Origin of the sequence: Curtobacterium sp. L3-7 (genome assembly GCF_048756585.1) — a bacterium.
Classification (GTDB): Bacteria; Actinomycetota; Actinomycetes; order Actinomycetales; family Microbacteriaceae; genus Curtobacterium.
This window is the reverse complement of the sequence record NZ_CP151474.1, coordinates 1,100,280-1,118,514: the sequence shown is the minus strand read 5'-3', so window position 1 is coordinate 1,118,514 and position 18,235 is coordinate 1,100,280. Positions and strand designations below refer to the sequence as shown.

18 protein-coding genes and 1 tRNA gene are annotated in these 18,235 nt (G+C 71.4%); 8 read left to right on the top strand and 11 right to left on the bottom strand.

The annotated features are described in order from the left end of the window. Positions 1-92: 92 nt before the first annotated feature. Entirely contained in the window at positions 93-680 is a 588-nt protein-coding gene (dcd, locus tag AAEP80_RS05690) for a dCTP deaminase (protein WP_402727958.1), read from the bottom strand. A gap of 88 nt (positions 681-768) precedes the next feature. On the opposite strand from dcd, the gene AAEP80_RS05685 reads away from it, so the two are divergent. Together AAEP80_RS05685 and AAEP80_RS05680 are read left to right on the top strand one after the other, a co-directional pair. Next, positions 769-1,872, top strand: coding sequence for a GNAT family N-acetyltransferase (locus tag AAEP80_RS05685; protein WP_420366291.1), 1,104 nt, complete (start codon positions 769-771; stop codon positions 1,870-1,872). Positions 1,873-2,026: 154 nt separating this feature from the next. Further along, entirely contained in the window at positions 2,027-3,982 is a 1,956-nt protein-coding gene (locus AAEP80_RS05680) for a cytochrome c oxidase assembly protein (RefSeq protein WP_420366290.1), read from the top strand. 172 nt (positions 3,983-4,154) lie between these two features. Here the strand turns inward: AAEP80_RS05680 and AAEP80_RS05675 are convergent, their stop codons facing one another. Further along, positions 4,155-4,502, bottom strand: a complete 348-nt coding sequence (locus AAEP80_RS05675) for a hypothetical protein (protein WP_281266729.1) — start codon at positions 4,500-4,502, stop codon at positions 4,155-4,157. Next, positions 4,492-5,580, bottom strand: a complete 1,089-nt coding sequence (locus AAEP80_RS05670) for a DUF6177 family protein (protein ID WP_420366289.1) — start codon at positions 5,578-5,580, stop codon at positions 4,492-4,494. Before AAEP80_RS05670 ends, AAEP80_RS05675 begins: the two co-directional genes overlap by 11 nt. A 209-nt stretch (positions 5,581-5,789) precedes the next feature. Here AAEP80_RS05670 and AAEP80_RS05665 point away from each other — a divergent pair. Next, positions 5,790-5,863 (top strand) — tRNA-Gly (locus AAEP80_RS05665). A 34-nt stretch (positions 5,864-5,897) separates the two neighbouring features. Here AAEP80_RS05665 and AAEP80_RS05660 read toward each other — a convergent pair. Continuing rightward, positions 5,898-6,719, bottom strand: coding sequence for a helix-turn-helix transcriptional regulator (locus tag AAEP80_RS05660; RefSeq protein WP_420366288.1), 822 nt, complete (start codon positions 6,717-6,719; stop codon positions 5,898-5,900). Between the two features lie 101 nt (positions 6,720-6,820). Between AAEP80_RS05660 and AAEP80_RS05655 the strand changes: the two genes are divergently transcribed. Beyond that, complete coding sequence (locus tag AAEP80_RS05655) at positions 6,821-8,245, top strand: MFS transporter (RefSeq protein ID WP_402727953.1); 1,425 nt, start codon at positions 6,821-6,823, stop codon at positions 8,243-8,245. Positions 8,246-8,377: 132 nt separating this feature from the next. After that, positions 8,378-9,181 (top strand): hypothetical protein, encoded by an 804-nt coding sequence (locus AAEP80_RS05650; protein WP_420366287.1) that lies wholly within the window; start codon positions 8,378-8,380, stop codon positions 9,179-9,181. A gap of 71 nt (positions 9,182-9,252) precedes the next feature. Here the strand turns inward: AAEP80_RS05650 and AAEP80_RS05645 are convergent, their stop codons facing one another. Further along, positions 9,253-9,660: a DUF2087 domain-containing protein gene (locus tag AAEP80_RS05645; RefSeq protein ID WP_420366848.1), complete on the bottom strand. Its 408-nt coding sequence runs from the start codon at positions 9,658-9,660 to the stop codon at positions 9,253-9,255. A gap of 80 nt (positions 9,661-9,740) precedes the next feature. Here AAEP80_RS05645 and AAEP80_RS05640 point away from each other — a divergent pair, with 80 nt between their 5' ends. After that, a complete protein-coding gene (locus AAEP80_RS05640; RefSeq protein WP_420366286.1) occupies positions 9,741-10,859 on the top strand; it encodes an FAD-dependent oxidoreductase in 1,119 nt (372 codons plus the stop codon). Positions 10,860-10,888: 29 nt separating this feature from the next. Next, positions 10,889-11,908: a glycerate kinase gene (locus tag AAEP80_RS05635; protein ID WP_420366285.1), complete on the top strand. Its 1,020-nt coding sequence runs from the start codon at positions 10,889-10,891 to the stop codon at positions 11,906-11,908. A gap of 172 nt (positions 11,909-12,080) precedes the next feature. Here AAEP80_RS05635 and AAEP80_RS05630 read toward each other — a convergent pair whose 3' ends face one another. Then, a complete protein-coding gene (locus tag AAEP80_RS05630) occupies positions 12,081-12,245 on the bottom strand; it encodes a hypothetical protein (RefSeq protein ID WP_281266723.1) in 165 nt (54 codons plus the stop codon). Between the two features lie 285 nt (positions 12,246-12,530). On the opposite strand from AAEP80_RS05630, the gene AAEP80_RS05625 reads away from it, so the two are divergent. Next, positions 12,531-13,577: an NAD(P)-dependent alcohol dehydrogenase gene (locus AAEP80_RS05625; protein WP_413600076.1), complete on the top strand. Its 1,047-nt coding sequence runs from the start codon at positions 12,531-12,533 to the stop codon at positions 13,575-13,577. Positions 13,578-13,711: 134 nt separating this feature from the next. Here the strand turns inward: AAEP80_RS05625 and AAEP80_RS05620 are convergent, their stop codons facing one another. From AAEP80_RS05620 to AAEP80_RS05600, 5 genes are read right to left on the bottom strand one after another with little or no spacing between them, the layout of a single operon-like run. Continuing rightward, on the bottom strand, positions 13,712-14,326 hold the full coding sequence (locus AAEP80_RS05620) for a GNAT family N-acetyltransferase (protein ID WP_420366284.1): 615 nt from the start codon (positions 14,324-14,326) through the stop codon (positions 13,712-13,714). 11 nt (positions 14,327-14,337) lie between these two features. Then, the gene (locus tag AAEP80_RS05615; RefSeq protein WP_420366283.1) at positions 14,338-15,747 is read right to left on the bottom strand and encodes a hypothetical protein; all 1,410 of its coding nucleotides are present in this window, start codon (positions 15,745-15,747) and stop codon (positions 14,338-14,340) included. Next, positions 15,737-16,528 carry a TIGR03943 family putative permease subunit gene (locus AAEP80_RS05610; protein ID WP_420366282.1) on the bottom strand — a complete coding sequence of 264 codons (792 nt, stop codon included), beginning with the start codon at positions 16,526-16,528 and terminating at the stop codon, positions 15,737-15,739. Before AAEP80_RS05610 ends, AAEP80_RS05615 begins: the two co-directional genes overlap by 11 nt. Continuing rightward, the gene (locus tag AAEP80_RS05605; RefSeq protein ID WP_420366281.1) at positions 16,515-17,537 is read right to left on the bottom strand and encodes a permease; all 1,023 of its coding nucleotides are present in this window, start codon (positions 17,535-17,537) and stop codon (positions 16,515-16,517) included. Before AAEP80_RS05605 ends, AAEP80_RS05610 begins: the two co-directional genes overlap by 14 nt. A gap of 38 nt (positions 17,538-17,575) precedes the next feature. Next, positions 17,576-18,154 carry a TetR/AcrR family transcriptional regulator gene (locus AAEP80_RS05600; RefSeq protein WP_413600081.1) on the bottom strand — a complete coding sequence of 193 codons (579 nt, stop codon included), beginning with the start codon at positions 18,152-18,154 and terminating at the stop codon, positions 17,576-17,578. Between the last annotated feature and the right edge of the window lie 81 nt (positions 18,155-18,235).

The window sequence follows — 18,235 nt, the reverse complement described above, 5'->3', positions numbered from 1 at the left end:
GATACACAAGATGAGAAATTTCGTATCATCTCGCGCACTGATCGTTCTGCCCCGCGTGTCGGAGCGGTGCGTGTGGCCCGTCCGCGAGGTCGTCAGTCGCGGACGGAGACGTCCGTCCGGTGGAAGTTCTGCGCCGACCGCGACGGTGTCGGGCCACGCTGGCCCTGGTACCGCGACTGGTACTCGGCGGAGCCGTACGGCTTGTCCGCGGGGCTCGACAGCTGGAAGAAGCAGAGCTGCCCGATCTTCATGCCCGGCCAGAGCTTGATGGGCAGGGTCGCGACGTTCGAGAGCTCCAGGGTCACGTGGCCGGAGAACCCGGGGTCGATGAACCCGGCGGTCGAGTGCGTCAGGAGTCCGAGACGGCCGAGCGAGCTCTTGCCCTCGAGCCTGGCGGCGATGTCGTCGGGGAGCGTGACGACCTCGTACGTCGACCCCAGCACGAACTCACCTGGATGCAGCACGAAGGCCTCGTCCGGATCGGTCTCGACCAGACGGGTGAGGTCGGGCTGGTCCACGGCCGGGTCGATGTGGGGGTACTTGTGGTTGTCGAACAGCCGGAAGAACTTGTCGAGGCGCACGTCGACGCTCGACGGCTGGACGAGCGAGAGATCGCGGGGATCGAGGCCGATCCGGCCTGCAGCGAGCTGGGCGGTGATGTCGCGGTCGGAGAGCAGCACGGTACGGAATCTTAGCGGGCACAGGCGCTCCCCCGATATGCTGCTCGGCTGCCCTGCAGACGGCACGGGCGGCGGAAGGAACCACACCGTGTACCGCGTCGTCGAACTCGACGTCCCCGCCACCATGACCGACGACCCTGCGAAGGTGCGGGCGTTCCGCGAGTGGGTCGACGTGTCGAACCGCTCAGAGGTCGCCGTCCACGGCCTGGCCGAGCTCGCCTGGAAGGCCGAGGAACAGCTCCCCCTGCAGCACGATCCGGAGGCACCGAGCCGACTGTTCGTCGTCCGGGACGAGACGGCAGATTCCGGAGACGGAGGCATCGTCGTCGCCGCCGGCGCGTACGACTCGAAGACCGCCGAGGGCACCCCGAACTGCTGGATCTCGATCGGCGTCGACCCCGAGCACCGTCGCCGCGGGATCGGCACCCTGCTCGCCGACCACATCGAGGGCATCGCCCGCGCCGAGGGCCGCACCCAGTGGAAGACCTACGCGGTGTCGCGGCAGGTCGGCCCCGCTGCCGGCCCCGGGTACGTCGTCGCCCCGACCGGGTTCGGCGCCGTCCCGTCGGACGAGCCAGGGGTCCGCTTCCTGACCGGCCGAGGCTGGCGGTTCGGCCAGGTGAACCGCATCAGTCGACTCGCGCTGCCGGCCGACCACTCGGTGGTGCAGACCCTGCACGAGCGGGCATCGACCGCGGCAGGTCCCGACTACCGCGTGCACTCCTGGACGGGTCGCACGCCGACCGAGTGGCAGGCGGGCATCGCCCTGCTCGAGACCCGGATGAGCACCGACGCACCAGAGGGGGACATGGAGGAGCCGGAGGACGTGTGGACCGTCGAGCGGCTGCAGGAACACGAGGAACACCTCGAGGGCTCCCCCAGGACGATGCTCACCGTCGCGATCGAACACGTCCCGAGCACCACCCTGGTGGGTTTCACGCAGCTGTCCGTGCCGGACGACCGCGACCAGCCCGTGTTCCAGTGGGACACGCTCGTCCTCCGGGAACACCGCGGGCACCGGCTCGGCTGGCTGCTCAAGGTCGTCGGGATCGAGACGATCGAGCGTGACCACCCGGGGCACCCGTCCATCGTGACGTTCAACGCCGAGGAGAACCGGCCGATGCTCGACGTGAACGAGGCGGTCGGGTTCGTCGGCGTCGGCAGCGAGGGGATCTGGGAGCGCAAGGTGTGATCAGTCGGCAGCGCCTACCATGGAGGGTCCGCGGTCTCGCGGACGCAAGCGTCCCCGGAACAGGTCGATGACCGTCACGTCACCCGAAACACAGCCTGGAGGCTCGGCGCCGGAATCGGCGCCCGTCACCGCTCGTACGTCCACCGTTGCGACCGTGCTCGCCATCGCGATCCCGCTCGCGGTCGGCTGCTCGATCCTCGGCATGACCGTGACCGGCGCGTTCACGGCGAGCCAGCAGCTCGTGTCGGCCGGCGACCTCGTGCAGTACGGGCTCCCCGTCGCGCGGGTGGTGCACGACACGATGGCGGCGCTCACGATCGGGCTGCTCATCGTCGCCGCGTTCGCGCTCCCCGCGCAGAAGAAGGACCACGGCGCGATGTCGAGCGTCCAGCACCGGGCGGTTCGGTGGGCGGCGACGACCGGAGCGATCTGGTTCCTCGCCGCCGTCGTCAGCCTGGTCTTCACCGGGGCGAACACCCTCGGGGTCCCGCTGACGAACTCGGTGTTCGCGCGGAACTTCATGCTCTTCGCGTTCCAGGTCGAGATCGGGCAGGCGCTCGTCGTGTCGGCGGCCGCGATCCTCATCGCGACGGTGCTCGCGGCGTTCGCGACCCGGGTCACGACACTCGCCGTGGCGACGGTCGCCGGGCTCTTCGCGCTGCTCCCCCTCGCCCTCTCCGGCCATGCCGCCGGGTCCCTCGAGCACGCCAACGCGGTCAACTCCCTCGCGATCCACCTCATCGGGGTGTGCGTGTGGGCCGGTGGGCTCGTCGCGGTCGTCGCACTGCGCACCAGGACGAAGGGCGCCACCGGACGCATGGTCGCCCGGTACTCGACGCTCGCCGGGTGGTCGTTCGCCGCCGTGGCGTTCTCAGGCATCGTGAACGCCTCGCTCCGTCTGACCGGGCCGCTCGACCTGTTCACGACGACCTACGGCTGGCTCATCACCGTCAAGGCGTCGATCCTGATCTTGCTCGGACTCGCCGGTGTCGTGCAGCGACGGAAGCTCGTGCCGGCACTGCTGCGCTCCCCGCTGGACCGCCGGTCGTTCACCCGGTTCGCCCTCGCCGAGATCGTGTTCATGGCCGTCGCGATCGGCGTCTCGGTCGCGGTGTCCCGGAGCCAGCCGCCGATCCCGCAGACCCCGGAGACCGGCGAGGACACCCGCTCGGGCCTCATCGGCTACCCGTACCCGCCGACGCAGACACTGCACACCTTCCTCACGCAGTGGCACATCGACTGGGTGTGGCTCGCCCTCGCCGTGGTCGGTGCCGGCTGGTACCTCTTCGCCGTCCGGAAGCTCCGGAAGCGCGGCGACAAGTGGCCGGTCGGCCGGACGATCTCGTGGCTGCTCGGCTGCGCGGTGTTCATCTGGACGACCTCGGCCGGTCCGTCGGTCTACGGCATGATCCACTTCTCGTCGCACATGATCCAGCACATGCTGCTGATGATGTTCGTGCCGCTGCCGCTCGTGCTCGGCGGCCCGGTGCTGCTCGCGCTGCGGACCCTGCCGGTCCGGAACGACGGCTCGCGCGGCGCCCGGGAGTGGCTCATGCTGTTCGTGCACTCGCGGTACATGCAGTTCATGGCGAAGCCCGCGGTCGCCGGGGTGATCTTCGCCGGGTCCCTCGTGGTGTTCTACTTCACCGGTGCGTTCCAGGCCGCGATGCAGTCACACGAGTGGCACGTGGCGATGGTCGTCCACTTCGTGCTGAGCGGCTACCTGTTCTTCTGGGTGTTCGTCGGCATCGACCCCGGTCCCAAGCGCCCGCAGTACCCGATCCTCATCATCGCCCTGCTCGCGACCCTGGCGTTCCACGCGTTCTTCGGTGTCGCCGTGATGACGTCGGAGTCGATCTACGCCGTCGACTGGTTCCACGCGCTCGGGCAGACGAACGACGCCGCACTCCTCGCCGACCAGCACACCGGCGGCGGCATCGCGTGGGGGGCGTCCGAGCTGCCGATGGTGTTCGTGGCGCTGCTCGTGGTGCGGAACTGGGTGAAGTCGGACAAGCGCGACGCGAAGCGCCTCGACCGCCAGGCCGACCGCGACGGGGACGCCGAGCTGAAGGCGTACAACGAGCGCCTGTCCGCGATGAACCGCGACTGACGCCGAGCCAGTCGGGCGGCCCGCGGCGCCGTCCGCCGTCCGCGGCGTCCGCACAACCGAAAGCACCCCGAACCGCCGATCGCCGTGGTTCGGAGTGCTTTCGGTTGTGCGGGTGCGATCCGTACCGCCGCCGTACCGCCACCGCGCCGCGGCGTGGGAGCGCGCGCGCCGATCAGTCCCCGTGGACGATGCAGACCGCGTCGAGGTCGAGTGCGGCCTCGAGCGCAGCCGCGATTCCCGACTCGCCGTCCGACCCGGCAGGGGTCACGGTGTCCACCCACCACAGCGGGGTCCCGAGGGTCGGGGCGTCCGGAAGGATCCGCTCCACCTCGTCGAACGAGTCGACCCGGCGGACGCCGAGCACCGTGATCACCGGGTGCTCCTGGTCACGGCAGACCTGCATCATCGGTCCGTCGTCGAGTGCCCGCACACCCCAGGTGTCGTCGTGGAGCAGCAGCGCCTCGGCGACCTCGCGGATCTCCACCTGTTCCCGGCAGAGCAGGGTCACATCACGGGGCACCGATGCCACCGTGCCGACCGCCGGCACCGACGTGCCCGTCGAGCGTTCCCTCGTCGTGCGCCGGGTCGAGCGGAGCGCCGCCGACCAGCTGGAGGAAGCGGTCCTCGTCGATGCGGTCGAGGAACGACTCGAGCGCCGTCCAGCCGTCTTCGAGCCGGACGATGAGTCCCTGCCCGCCTCCGTCGACCGCAGCTCCGGCACCGAACGTCGAGGTCGAGGTGTGCGGCGGCGGCCACACGGCGCCTCGGTCGAGGAACCCGGCCGCCTCCGGCCCGACCACGACGGCGAGTGGTGCCGGTTCGCCGTGCGACACGGCACGGACGAGGTGGTCGGCGTCCCCACGCCGCTGCATCACGACGCCGAACACCGGGACGACGTCCTCGGCGACGCGGTGCACGGCGTCGAGCAGCCGGTCCGCGAGCGCCGGGTCCGCCCCGTCCTCCGGGATCGTCAGGACGGCGGACATGGTCTCGATGACGACGCCGTCGGTGAGGTGCGCGGTCATGGTCGCGGAGAACCCGTCGCCCACGGCGTACGAGGTGCTGACGCCGGGCGACTCGTGCTTGGCGTACTGCGTGACGACCCAGCGGTCCCACGGCACCGACAGCGGCTCGGCGGTGCCCCAGCGCGTCGGACAGGTACCGACCGTGTGGCACAGGGCCTCGATCGCGGAACCGATGTCGACCGCCCGCTCGTCGTGGTGGCGCAGCGTGAGGTCGATGCTGATCTGGCGCACCGAGTCACCGGCGACCGGGTGTTCAGGGGACGGTGTCCCGAGCAGTTCCGGCCCGCGCTCGACGAAGTCCTCGACGCCGGCGGCACGGACACCGGTCCGGCCGTCGCGGAGGCTCCCGTCGAAGTCCCGCACCGCCCATGCGGCACCGTGCACGCCCAGGGCGTGGCGGAGCGCCGGCGTGAGCGCAGCCTGCGGCCCGGTCCGGAGCACGACCATGCGTTCGGCCGCGGACGCACGCCGCAGCAGCGAGGCCAGCGCCTCGGTCAGCCACACCACCTGCGAGTCGGAGTCGACCACGATCGCGGGGCCGACGACGTCGTCGATGAGGGGATGTCTGACCATCCGGGTCCTCCTCGGTTCAGGGTCGCTGGAACTCCCTGGACGGTACACACGCGTCCGACACCTGTCCGTCAGGCGGGCGGGCTCACAGAAGAGACACGGGCACCGAACGGGAGGCTCGGGTCGGCCCCGGCACGACGGCACACGGCACGCGGTCGGCTGGCTTCCAGCCGAGAATCCGGTATGGTTGTCGAGTCCCGCTGAGCGGGTACGCGAGTGTAGTTCAATGGTAGAACTCCAGCTTCCCAAGCTGGTAGCGCGGGTTCGATTCCCGTCACTCGCTCCACAGGTCCCCGTGGTCGTCCTCGGGTACCGGCCTCCTACCGCCGGGCCTCCAAGAGCCCCAGCCGCTCCTCCGTCTCGGCGTCTGCCGGCAGGTGCACCAGCAGTCGCAGCCCTGGATCGGGTTCGAGCCACGTGGTCGCGACGTCGAACCGGAGCCGTCCGACCCGCGGGCTGTCGTAGACCTTGTGTCCGGTCCGCGGTTGCAGCACGTCGTGGCGATGCCAGAGCTCGACGAACCGCGGGGAGGCGGCGCTCAACCCGGCGACGAGCGCGGCGCGGCGGTCGGCGAGCGGTTCGATCTCGCTCTGCGACCGCAGCTGCGCGACCATCCGTCTGGTCACCGACTCCCAGTCCGGCATCGCGGCACGCCAGTCCGCGTCGGTGAACGCCAGCCACATGGTGTTCCGCTCCGTCGTCGGCAGCGCGTCGAGGTCCGTCACGAGGTGCCCGAAGGACGCGTTGTGGGCGACCACGTCGAAGCAGCCGTCCTGGACGTACGCCGGAACCGGGGACAGCCGCTCGATCAGCCGCACCACCACGTCGTCCACACGTGGTCGACCGTGTGACGAGGGCGTCACTCGGTACCCGCCGAGGTGCATCACGTAGGCCAGCTCGTCGTCATCGAGTCGGAGCACGCGACCGACGGCCCGCAGCACCTGCTCGGACGGGTGGATGTCACGCCCTTGCTCGAGCCACGTGTACCAGGTGACGCCGACGCCGGCGAGTTGGGCGACCTCTTCACGCCGCAGCCCGGGTGTGCGCCGACGTCCACCGGGGGCGAGGCCGATCTCCTGCGGCGGGATCCGTCCGCGACGCGACCGCAGGAACGCTCCGAGCTCGCGAAGTCGAGTGTCCACGACCTCATCCTGCCCCTGGGGAGCCGTTCCGTCCTGGTGGTGCTGGTAACCGTACCAAGAGGCTCCTGGTACCAGCAGTGCACCTGCGCGACGCTCCTCTCATGACCTCAGGCACGTCCCAGGACACCGCATCGCGGCGCACCCCGGCGCTCAGCCGGCTCGGACTGACGGTCCTGCTCGTCGGACCGTTCCTCGCCAACCTCGACCTGTTCATCACGAACGTCGCGCTGCCGAGCATCGCGCACGACCTGCACGCGTCCGCCGGAGCGCTCGAGCTGGTCGCCGGCGGGTACGCCGTGACGTACGCCGCGTTCCTCGTCCTCGGTGGCCGGCTCGGCGACCGCTTCGGACGACGCCGCCTGTTCGGCATCGGACTCGTCGCGTTCGCCCTGACCTCCCTGCTCGCCGGCACCGCGCCGACCGCGACGGTGCTGGTGCTCGCGCGGTTCGCCCAGGGCGCCGCCGCCGCGCTGCTGACACCGCAGGTGCTCGCCACGGTGCAGACCGTGCTGGAAGGCCCCGCGCGTGCTCGCGCCATCAGCCGGTACGCGGTCGCCGGCGGACTCTCCGCGGTCGCCGGGCAGCTGGTCGGTGGGCTGCTCATCCAGGCCGACCTCCTCGGCCTGGGATGGCGGACGGTGTTCCTCGTCAACCTGCCGATCGGCCTCGCGGCGTTGCTGCTCACACGTCGCACCGTCCCGGAGAACCGGTCGTCCGTCCGCGCGGGGCTCGACCTCGTCGGTGTCGTGCTGCTCGCCGTCGTGCTCGTCTGTCTGCTGGTCCCGTTGGCGGAGGGACCCTCGCTCGGCTGGCCCGTGTGGACCGTCGTGGTCCTCGTCGCCGTCGCGCCGGCAGCAGCCGCGCTGGTCGTCGTCGAAGCACGAGCGGAACGTCTCGGGCGACTGCCGCTGCTCCCGCCGTCGCTGCTCCGGCTACCGTCCATGCGGCGAGGACTCCCGATCCTGCTGGTGTTCTTCCCGGCAGTCAGTGCGTTCCTGTTCGTCTTCGCCCTCACCACGCAGGACCTCCTCGGGATCAGCCCGCTGTGGTCCGGTGTCGCCGTCACCCCGATCACGATCGCCTACGTCTGCACCTCGTTCGCCGTTCCCGCGCTCCTGCGACGCCATGGACGGAGGGTGCTCATCGCCGGCGGACTGACCCAGGGGATCGGGTTCGCGGGGACCGCAGCGCTCGTCATCGCCGCGCCCGACGGGCCCCCGATAGTCGCCGTGGTGCTGACGTTGGCGCTGTCCGGAATCGGGCAGGCCCTCGGCGTCGGCGCGCTCTTCGGGACGGTCCTCGCCGACGTCCCGTCGCACCTCGCGGGTGTCGGCGGCGGCGTGATGGTCACGGTGCAGCAGACCGCTCTCGCGCTGGGGGTCGCGGTCCTCGGCACCCTCTTCACCGCGCTGCTGCCGATCGACCGGACCCTCGCCATCGCCGTCGTCGCGGGCGCTCTCGTCGCCACACAGCTCGTCGTCGCCGTCGCCGCACGGTCCACGCTGCGAACGCCCGTGGTGCGCTGACCAGCCGTCGGGTCACGCCAGAGGATGACTTCCGACGGTCGGCCTTCGTCATCGAGGAGGACGCGGCCACGTGGTCCGTCTCCCTAGCGTTGTGCCATCGGGATGTGCCCGACGACCTGAAGGGCGATCACGATGGTGGACACGACGAAGCTCCTGGACCGCCGCGGCGCCGCGTGGCTCGCGTTGGCGGGGGCGTTGGTGATCGCCGTGGTGCTGTCGCCGGCCGCCGTCGCCGGTTGGACATCGGGAACACACCTATCGGTCGCGGAGCTCCCCGGCAACGTCGCCTCCGGGTTCGGTCAGTGGGTGGCGTCGGGGCGGGCGTCGAGCGCCCCGCTCGCCGCAGCGGTGTCGTACTGGTCGGTGTTCCACGTGGTGAAGGCCGCGGCGGCCATCGCACTCCTGGTCGCCCTCCTGCCGGTCGGGAGGCGGATCTGGGGTGCGTGGGCACGTGCGAGTTCCAGAGGACCTCGGACCGGCCTGCTGCTGGTCGGGGTGCTCGGCGCTGCGGTCGCACCGCTGGTGCTGCTGGTGGCGATGGCGAACGTGCAGGGTGCGGTCGCGCCGCTGTCGTCGGTCCTGAACTTCCTCCCGCTGGACAGCGCTCCGGTGGCGCAGGTCCGCGACCAGCTCGCCACCGGGGCGACGACCCCGGTGCTGACCGCCCTCGTCGACGACTTCCGGCTCTACCACGCCGCCCTCGTCGGGACCGCGGTCGCTGCGATCGTGCTGGTCGCCGCCGGCACCGTGGCGCTCTGGGTACGGCGGGCCCGCACCCCCAAGCCCGATCGGCGGCTCCGACGCGTGCTGACAGTCGGGGGCGTCCTGCTCCCCTGCATGCTCCTGTTCCTCGGCGTGGTACTCCTGGCGAACGTGTCCACCGTCGCGGACACGGCACCGGCCCTGTCCGCGTTCTTCGACGGCAGCGGGATGTGACCCCGCCACGGTCGGGTGAGCATCGGCGGGACGCTGAGCGGGGGCCAGCTTCCCGAGCTAGCGGCACGACGTCACATCGACTGGAGTCGGTAGGCGGCACCATCCTGCGAGCGGACGAGCACGCCGGAGTCGACCGCGTCACGGCGGACGAGCGCGACGTCCTCGACGAACATCGCGAGTGAAGCGTTCAGCGTCTCCTCGCTGATGCTGCGCCGGCTCGGCAACCGATCGAACGCGGTGCGCACGATGGCGTTCGAGAGTTCCTGACGCTTGTTCGCCTCGATCGGCAGGTCGCTGATCCGTCCGACGTGCAGGACAGCCCGGTCGGTGAGGAGGAGCTCGATCGCTTCCCTGGTCTCCGACAACATCTCACGGTCGACCGCCCCGTCGGGACCGACCCACTCGAACCGGTCCGCCGGGATCGCCGGATTCATCGTGGCCGCGACCACCTGTCGTGCACGCCGGAGCGCGGATTGCATGCTCACTTCGGACCCTCCACCCTTGTCTCAGTGTCCTCGACGATATCGAGGCCGTCGCGGCCAGCGCATACGATCTGGAGATGTCCTCGGACCAGACCACCACCCACGTCGTCATCGGCGGCGGGGTCGTCGGCGCCGCGACCGCCCACGCCCTCGCGACCCGCGGCGAGCGCGTCCTGCTCCTCGAGCAGCACGGTCGCGGACACCACCTCGGCTCGTCCCACGGCGCGACGCGGATCTTCCGGCAGGGGTACGCAGACCCGGAGTACGTCGCGCTCACCACGCGCGCACTCGAACGATGGGACGCGCTCGAGACCGCGAGCGGCGAGACGCTGCTCGACCGGACCGGTGCCGTCGACCACGGTCGGCCCGAGGTCGTCGACGCGATCGCCGCGGCGCTGTCCGACGCCGGCATCCCCCACGAGACCCTGACCCAGGAGGCCGCAGCAGCACGGTGGCCCGGGCTCGCCTTCGAGGGGCACGTCCTCGCGCACGCCACCGCCGGCCGGATCCGTTCCGCCGACGCGATCGAGGTCTTCCTCACGCTCGCCGAGCGGACCGGCCTCGCTGAACTCCGGTTCGACACCAGGGTCACCGGGATCGAGGACCACGGCGACACGGTCACCGTCTCGTCCACCGAGCCAGACGGAACGGTCCTGCGGACGACGACCCGGTCTGTGGTCGCGGCCACGGGGTCATGGGCTCCCGCGCTGGTCGGCGACCTGCTCGCGGCACGCGGGGCGAGCCTCCCGGCCATCCGCGTCACCCAGGAGCAGCCGGCCCACTTCCCCAGCCACCTGGCGGACGACGCCTGGCCGAGCTTCGTGCACTACCCGCTCGACGGCGGGGACGTGTACGGGCTGCTCACACCGGGCGAGGGCGTCAAGGTCGGGTTCCACGGCACCGGGCCGGTCGTCGATCCGGACGCGCGGGACTTCACCGCGGTGCCAGAGGAGCTCGAGCGGCTGCAGGCGTACGTCGCGCGCTTCGTTCCCGGTGTCGATCCGACCGAGCCCTCGCCGATCAGCTGCCTGTACGACAACTCCCCCGACGACGACTTCGTGATGGACCGTCGCGGGCCGATCACCGTCGCGACGGGCTTCTCCGGTCACGGCTTCAAGTTCGCGCCGCTCCTCGGGGAGATGCTCGCGGACCTGGCGACCGGCGGTGCTCCCCACCCGAGGTTCGCGCTGGCCTGAGTCCGTGACACGACCGCTACGGTGGTCGCGTGCACGTCGTGATCGCTCCTGACTCGTTCAAGGGGACCGCCACCGCGGCCGCCGTCGCCGCCGCGATCGGCGAGGGGTGGGCATCGGAGCGCCCGGACGACACCCTCATGCTCATGCCCATGGCGGACGGCGGGGAGGGCACGCTCGACGCCTTCGCGACCTCGTTCCCCGATGCCCGCCGCGTGCCGATCACCGTGACGGGGCCGGCTGGCGACCCCGTCGACGCCTCCTGGCTGGCGCTGCCCGACGGACGTGCGGTCGTCGAGCTCGCGGCGACGAGCGGGCTCCCGCTGCTGACGACCCTGCAGCCGGACACCGCGCAGACGATCGGCTTCGGGCAGGCGATCGCCGCAGCGCTCGACGCCGGGGCGACCGGGCTCGTGCTCGGCATCGGCGGGAGCGCGTCGACCGACGGGGGCGAGGGACTGCTGTCCGCGCTGACCCTCCCCAACGGGTCGTTCCGCCCGCTGCCGCCGCTCGGGGTCTCGGTGTTGACCGACGTCACATCACCCCTGCTCGGGCCGTCCGGTGCTGCGGCGGTGTTCGGTCCGCAGAAGGGCATCACCCCGTCGCGCGTTCCCGTGCACGAGGAACGACTGGCGGCGTGGGCCGCGCGGTTCCCGGACGTCGACCCGTCCACGCCAGGAGCGGGTGCCGCGGGAGGTGCCGGATTCGGGCTGCTGGTGTGGGGCGCGACGCTCGTGGGTGGGGCGTCCGGGGTCGCCTCGGTGCTCGGGCTCCCCGGTGCGATCGCGACCGCCGACGTCGTGGTGACGGGTGAGGGGCGCTACGACGGGCAGAGTGCCGTGGGCAAGGTGCCGTCGGTCGTGGCCTCGCTCGCTGCAGGACGTCGGCGGATGCTCGTCGCGGGGGCGATCGACGCTCCGCTCGACGACTGGGACGCGGGTGCTTCCCTGACCGTCATCGCCACGCAGACCACCGGTTCACCGTCTGATGCGCTCGCGGACCCGCTGCGCTTCGCCCGGATCGCGGGGCAGCGCCTGGCCCGCATGGCCTGACCCGCGCGGCTGGCGCTCGCGGTCCGTGCCGCGGAAGCGACAGAGCCAGGGCCTGACCCGCGGTCAGTGCCGCGGAAGCGACGGATTGCCGCAGGACTTCGGCGGGAGGGTGTCGCTTTCGCGGAACGCCCGGACGGCCCGGCGGCCCGGCGCACGGGCCTCGGCAGCGACGTCAGGCGGCGGGGGCCCGGAGGAAGTCGGCGTAGGTGGGCTCGTCGACGACGGCGAGCACGGGGTGCCCGAGGCGCGCCTCGACGAGCGCGGCGATCTCGGACGGGGAACGGAGGCCTCGGCGGTGCCACTCGTGGGACGGCAGGGATGCGGATGTGGCGGTCATCAGGACCAGCCCTTCGTGGGCCACTGGCCCGGTGTCTCCCGAGGTCGCTCCGCTGTGCCAGGGATCCGCAGGACGCGGACGGCATCGTGACGACGGATTCGTTTCGACTCGGTACAGCAACCGTACGGTCCCGATCGGGCGCTGTCGAAGGGCGTGCGTGTTCTGGACGAGCACTCGGTGTTCCGCCTCCGGGGTGCCCTGTCGGTACCCCCCACGGGAGCGCTCCAGCGGGCACGATTGTCGTCGGGCCGGAAACGGCCCGACGACAACCCCACGAGGAGACCATTGCGCACCGTCAACGCGTACGCGGCACCGTCCGCCACCGAACCGCTCGTCAAGACCACGATCACCCGTCGTGACCTCGGCCCGAACGACGTCGAGATCGACATCGCCTACGCCGGCATCTGCCACTCGGACATCCACACCGTCCGCGGCGAGTGGGGCCCCATCCAGTACCCGCAGGTCGTCGGTCACGAGATCGTCGGCCACGTCTCGTCCGTCGGCGAGAACGTCACGAAGCACAAGGTCGGCGACCGCGTCGGCGTCGGCTGCATGGTGAACTCCTGCGGCGAGTGCGAGAACTGCGTCGCCGGCGAGGAGCAGTACTGCCTCAAGGGCAACATCCAGACCTACGCGGGCGTCGACCCGGCAGACGGCTCGATCACCCAGGGCGGGTACTCGCAGGCCGTCGTCGTGAACGAGGACTTCGTCCTCCGTGTCCCCGAGTCGCTCGACATCGAGAAGGTCGCGCCGCTGCTCTGCGCCGGCATCACGACCTACTCGCCGCTGCACCACTGGAAGGCCGGCCCCGGCAAGCGCGTCGCCGTCGTCGGCATGGGCGGCCTCGGCCACATGGCCGTGAAGATCGCCGTCGCCCTGGGCGCCGAGGTCACCGTCCTGTCGCAGACCACGTCGAAGGAAGCCGACTCGCTCCGCTACGGCGCGAAGGCCCACTACGCGACGAAGGACGCTGCGACCTTCGAGCAGCTGGCCAGTTCGTTCGACCTGATCATCAACACGGTGTCGGCGAAGATCGACATGGGCGCCTACCTGGGCCTCCTCGCCGTCGACGGCACGATCGTCAACGTCGGCGCCCCGGCCGAGCCCCTCGAGGTCCCCGCGTTCTCGCTCATCGGACACCGTCGCAGCTGGGCCGGTTCGGCCATCGGCGGCATCCGCGAGACCCAGGAGATGCTCGACTTCTGCGCCGAGAAGGGGATCCTGCCGGAGACCGAGCTCATCAGCGCCGACCAGATCAACGAGGCCTACGAGCGCGTCCTGAACTCGGACGTCCGCTACCGCTTCGTCATCGACGCGGCGACGCTGGCGTAGTCAGTCCGCACCCATGACGGGTGCGATCGGAAGTCGATTCGCGCGTAGGAGGTCGGGAAAGCCGACCGCCTACGCGCGATTCCGCTTCCGACGCTCGGAAGCGCCACGCTTCGGGCGCCGACGCCCGCGGGGACTCACGCGAAGCCTCGGTAGGTCACCACCGGGGCCACGTCGCGCCAGCCGACGGTTCGGTAGAGCGCACGGCCCTCGTCTGAGGCCACCAGCAGCCCGGTGTCCGCGCCGTGCGACACCGCCCACGCCGTCAGTCCGGCCACGATCCGCCCACCGAGGCCCCGCCGTCGGTACGGCTCCTCGGTCTCGATGCAGTCGAACACCGCGTCGCGGCCGACGAGCGCGACCTGGCCGCGCGCAGCGGTGACCCCGTCCACCTCGATCCGCAGGAACGCCACCCCGTCGGCGGTGTCCACCACGACGTCCGCCGGCATCGGGACGGGCGCGAGCCGAGCCTCCATCACGGTGCCCGGCCTGGCCATCCGGTCGAGCGAGCCGAGTGCGGACAGCGCGTCCGGGGCGATCCCGCCGACGATCGTGAGCCAGCTCGTGTACCGCGGTGCCACGACGCGGGCGAGCCGCAGCGCCTCGACGCCGGACGGCTCCGCGACGACGTACTCGTCCAGTCGGGTCTCCGCGCCGACGGTGACGTGCCAGCCGCTACCGTCCGCCTCGAACGGCATCGACCGCGACCGTGCCCACCCGGCGACCCACCGCTCGACGACTGCTGCATCCATCGGGCTCGACGCTATCCGACCTCGTCGCCGCTCGGCAGCGCGCCGCACCAGTCGACGTCCTCACCGACGGTGCTCGCCTCGAGTGCGCCGGACGTCGCATCGACGATGCTGACGAGCGCGCCGGTCGGCGACTTCGTCGCGACCGCGACGAACTGGCCGTTCGGCGACGGGCAGACCGCCGTCAGGCTCGCGTCATCAGGGATGGTGACGGGCAGCCGGGAGGCTCGGCTCCCGTCCACGCGCACGATGCGGCTGGCGATCGTCCCGTCAGCTCGGACGTCGCCCACCGTGCGCAGGTACGTGTCGTCCGTCAGCTGGGCGATCCGACCGAGGTACTGCGCGTCCGTGCTCGCAGCGGGTGCGACGATCGCGGTCCGCATGCCGTCGGTCAGGTCCACGCGTTCGATCCCGGTGCCGGACTCGACGACCGCGGTGGTGCCGGTGCCGACGAAGCCGTGCAGGTAGGTGGCGGAGCCGAGCCGCACGAGGTCGGCGCGCCCGCTCATGTCGACGAGGAACAGCTCGTCGGCGGCCGTGCGCACCAGCGCGCTCTCGGTGCGCGGGACGTACGCCCACTGGCTCACGGTCATCGGGACGGCTCCGGTGGTGGGCTTGCCGTCGGCCGCGATCGCCTCGGGCATGTGGGTGCCCGTCATGTCGACGACGTAGAGCCCGACGTCCTTCGACTGCCCCGTCGACGTGTCCGCGTACTGGAACCCGAAGGACGCGCCGTCGTCCGCGGCGTGCAGCGCGCTCGCATGTCCCTCGGAGGTCGGGAGCGTGAGGTGCTCGACGGGCGCGTCGGGGTCCTCCACGCCGTTCCGCAGCGTCACGACGTCGATCCGGGAGTCACCGACGTCGGAGTCGCTCAGCACGACGAGGAACCGGCTCAGGCGGACGTACTCGGTGATGCCCGTCCCCTGGTACACGGTCGTCGCACCCGAGGCGTCGAGCGACCGGCGCACGACGCGGTCCTTCGCGCCGTCGGTACCCGGGACGAGGGCGAGCACGTCGGTGGTCCCGGTACGGATCGTCGCGCGGAGGTCGGCGGTCGCACGCTGTCCCGGTGCCCGCGCCCCGGCGACGGTCACGGTGTACGACCGGTCGTAGGCGAGCGGGCCGGCGAACTCGACGGCGACGGTGTTGCCGCTCGACGTCACGGTGTGGGCCGCGGCCGGCGAGACCCGGACGTCGTCCGCGGACACCTTCTGGAGCGCCTGGTTCGCCGTGATGATCACGCGCTGCGCCGGGCGGGAGACGATGCCGCTCGCGTCGTAGGACACCGACTTCAGCCGCGGACCCTGCTGCGACCCGACGACGGCGGCGAGCGCCGCGACCACGACGAGCACGAGCACGACGGCCGTGAACCGACGCCGGAACCGGTGCGCGACCGGGCGGCGCCGTCCTGGCTCAGTACTCATACGGGTCCTTCGGCTGGTCGACCCGCTTGACGGTGGCGGCCTTGATGACGATCCGGGCGTCGGCGGACTGGTCGGGGTTCGCGGCGAGGGCTCCCGTGACGGTCACCCACTCGTTCTCGTCCGGGACGGTGCCGTCGGTGGTCACGCCGAGGCCGACCGGCTGTGCGTCGACGGCGCAGCAGCTGATCACGAAGCGGGTGAGGGTGAACGAGCCGTCCGGTCCGGGGACGACGAACCCGGTGAGGGTGACCCGCTTGCCGACGAGGGAGCTCGTGTCGGTGGTCTGCCGGATGAGCGCTGCCCAGTCCTTCACGCCGTACCCGGACGTGTCGACCGACTCGCTGCCGAGGAGCGACACGGTGCCGGATCCGGTGGCGTTCGACAGCGTCGCGGAGTCCACACTCCGCTGCTGAGCGGTCCGTGCCGACAGCGTCGCCGGGGGCAGGACCAGCATGGCCACGGTGACCCCGATCGTGATCGCGGCCGCGATGCCACCGAGCGTGGCGCGCACGAGGCGAGCCGAGCCTCCAGGCCTGGCGACCGGTGCGTCGTCCGGACCCGCGTCGTCGTGCGTGTGTCCGGCTCCCCGCGCGACCACGACCAGCCCCGCGATCGACGCCGGCACGGCGACGGCCGCGAGGACGATCGTGAAGACCGCGTAGCGCGGGTTGATGTACAGGTCGAGGTGCCCGGCGACGGCGAGCCAGAGGGTGCAGAGCGCGACCGCGAGGACGGAGCCGAGGCCGAGGAACGCGGGCTTCCGCGATTCAGACGAGGACATTCATCACCAACCCCACGGCGAGGGCGAACAGGACGCACACGACGGCGAGCAGCACGAGGAAGCGGGCGCGGAACGTCGTGCGGAGCAGGGCGATCATCTTGACGTCGATGATCGGCCCGATGATGAGGAACGCCGTGATCGACCCGGGCAGGAACGTCGAGGCGAAGGACAGCGCGAAGAAGGCGTCCACGTTCGAGCAGAGCGACACCGTCATCGCGAGGAGCATCATCGCGAGCACGGACAGCACCGGGTTCGACCCGATCGCGACGAGGGTGCTCCGCGGCACCGCGACCTGGATCGCCGCCGCGAGTCCGGCGCCGACGAAGAGCGCCGGCATCATCGTGGCGGTCTCCCCGCCGAACTGGGCTGCGCTCTCCCGCAAGCGGTTGGTCGGGGCGGCGGCGCCGATCACGGCGCGGCACCGGGCCTCGAACGCCGGGAGCAGCAGGTCGGCGGGACGTCGGTGCGCCGCGACGATCCAGCCGACGAGGTTCGCGACCACGAAGCCGCCGACGATGCGGACGGGGAGGATCCACCCGGACCAGCCGAACGCCTGCGCGGTGCTGACGATCACGAGCGGGTTGAGGATCGGGGCCGCGACGAGGAACGTGACCGCCTCGGCCGGGGTGAACCCGCGGAGCATGAGGCCGCGGGCGAGGGGCACGTTGCCGCACTCGCACACCGGGAAGAGCATGCCGATCAGGGAGATCACCGCGCGGCGGGGCATCGGGCGACTGGGGAGGATGCGTTCGAGGGCGCCGTGCGGGACCCACACCTCGACGACGATCGACAGCACGATGCCGAGCACGACGAACGGCAGGGACTCCACGACGACGCTGATCGCGAGCGTGAGGAAGTCCTGCACGACGTCGGGGAGCCCGGCGGTGCCGACGGCCGGTGTGGCGAGCCGGATCCCGAGCAGCACGACGACGGCGAGCAGCACGAGACCGGGGCCGGTGCGGGTCCGGGCACGCTGCTGCTGCGGCGGCGTGGTGGTGCGCGTCGTCACCGGCTCAGGATAGGCGACGAGCGGGTCGCCGGCCGGCCTCAGCCCGCGGCCAGCGCCGCGACGTGGCGGTCGAGCAGGTCGATCGCCCACGTGGCGTCGCCAGCGGGGTCGAGCCGCACCACGTGCAGCGCGAGCCCGTCCACCAGGGCGTGCAGCCGCCGCGTCTCGTACTCCGTGTCCGCCGCGGGGACGCCGACCGCGTCGAGGATCCGCACGCACCACTGCCGCATCTCGTCGACGACCCGGTCGTGGAACGGACGGAGCTCGGGGTCCGTCAGGGCCGCCGTCCCGAGGGCGAGGTACACGTCGAGCTCGATGCGGCGCTCGTCGTCGAGGGGCAGCAGCTCCACGAGGACCGCGTGCGCGAAGTCCGTGCCACCGAGCGAGGCGGACAGCGCGTCGATGCGGGCGGCGGTGCCGTCGAAGACGAGGTTCAGCGCATGCTCGCGGACGCTCGCCTGCGTGGGGAACACGTAGCGGACCGTGCTCGGTGGGAGACCGGCTTCGGCCGCGACGTTCCGGACGCTCAGCGCGCCGAGGCCGTCGCGCGCCAGCACCTGGCAGGCGGCTTCGGACACGGTGCGGCGCCGTTCCTCGAGGTCGATGCTGCGCGTCACCCGATCATTCTGGCACGACTGTGCGACTCGTGCTAGAAAGGTATTGTCGCACAGTCGTGCGACTATCGGAAGGGAATCGTC

What these genes read in the sequence shown, in the direction of transcription:
- AAEP80_RS05645 (WP_420366848.1), bottom strand. Translation starts at nt 9,660, where the DNA reads ATGCAATCCGCGCTCCGGCGTGCACGACAGGTGGTCGCGGCCACGATG.
- AAEP80_RS05610 (WP_420366282.1), bottom strand. Translation starts at nt 16,528, where the DNA reads ATGTCCTCGTCTGAATCGCGGAAGCCCGCGTTCCTCGGCCTCGGCTCC.
- AAEP80_RS05655 (WP_402727953.1), top strand. Translation starts at nt 6,821, where the DNA reads ATGACCTCAGGCACGTCCCAGGACACCGCATCGCGGCGCACCCCGGCG.
- AAEP80_RS05630 (WP_281266723.1), bottom strand. Translation starts at nt 12,245, where the DNA reads ATGACCGCCACATCCGCATCCCTGCCGTCCCACGAGTGGCACCGCCGA.
- AAEP80_RS05620 (WP_420366284.1), bottom strand. Translation starts at nt 14,326, where the DNA reads ATGGATGCAGCAGTCGTCGAGCGGTGGGTCGCCGGGTGGGCACGGTCG.
- AAEP80_RS05650 (WP_420366287.1), top strand. Translation starts at nt 8,378, where the DNA reads ATGGTGGACACGACGAAGCTCCTGGACCGCCGCGGCGCCGCGTGGCTC.
- AAEP80_RS05615 (WP_420366283.1), bottom strand. Translation starts at nt 15,747, where the DNA reads ATGAGTACTGAGCCAGGACGGCGCCGCCCGGTCGCGCACCGGTTCCGG.
- AAEP80_RS05670 (WP_420366289.1), bottom strand. Translation starts at nt 5,580, where the DNA reads ATGGTCAGACATCCCCTCATCGACGACGTCGTCGGCCCCGCGATCGTG.
- AAEP80_RS05640 (WP_420366286.1), top strand. Translation starts at nt 9,741, where the DNA reads ATGTCCTCGGACCAGACCACCACCCACGTCGTCATCGGCGGCGGGGTC.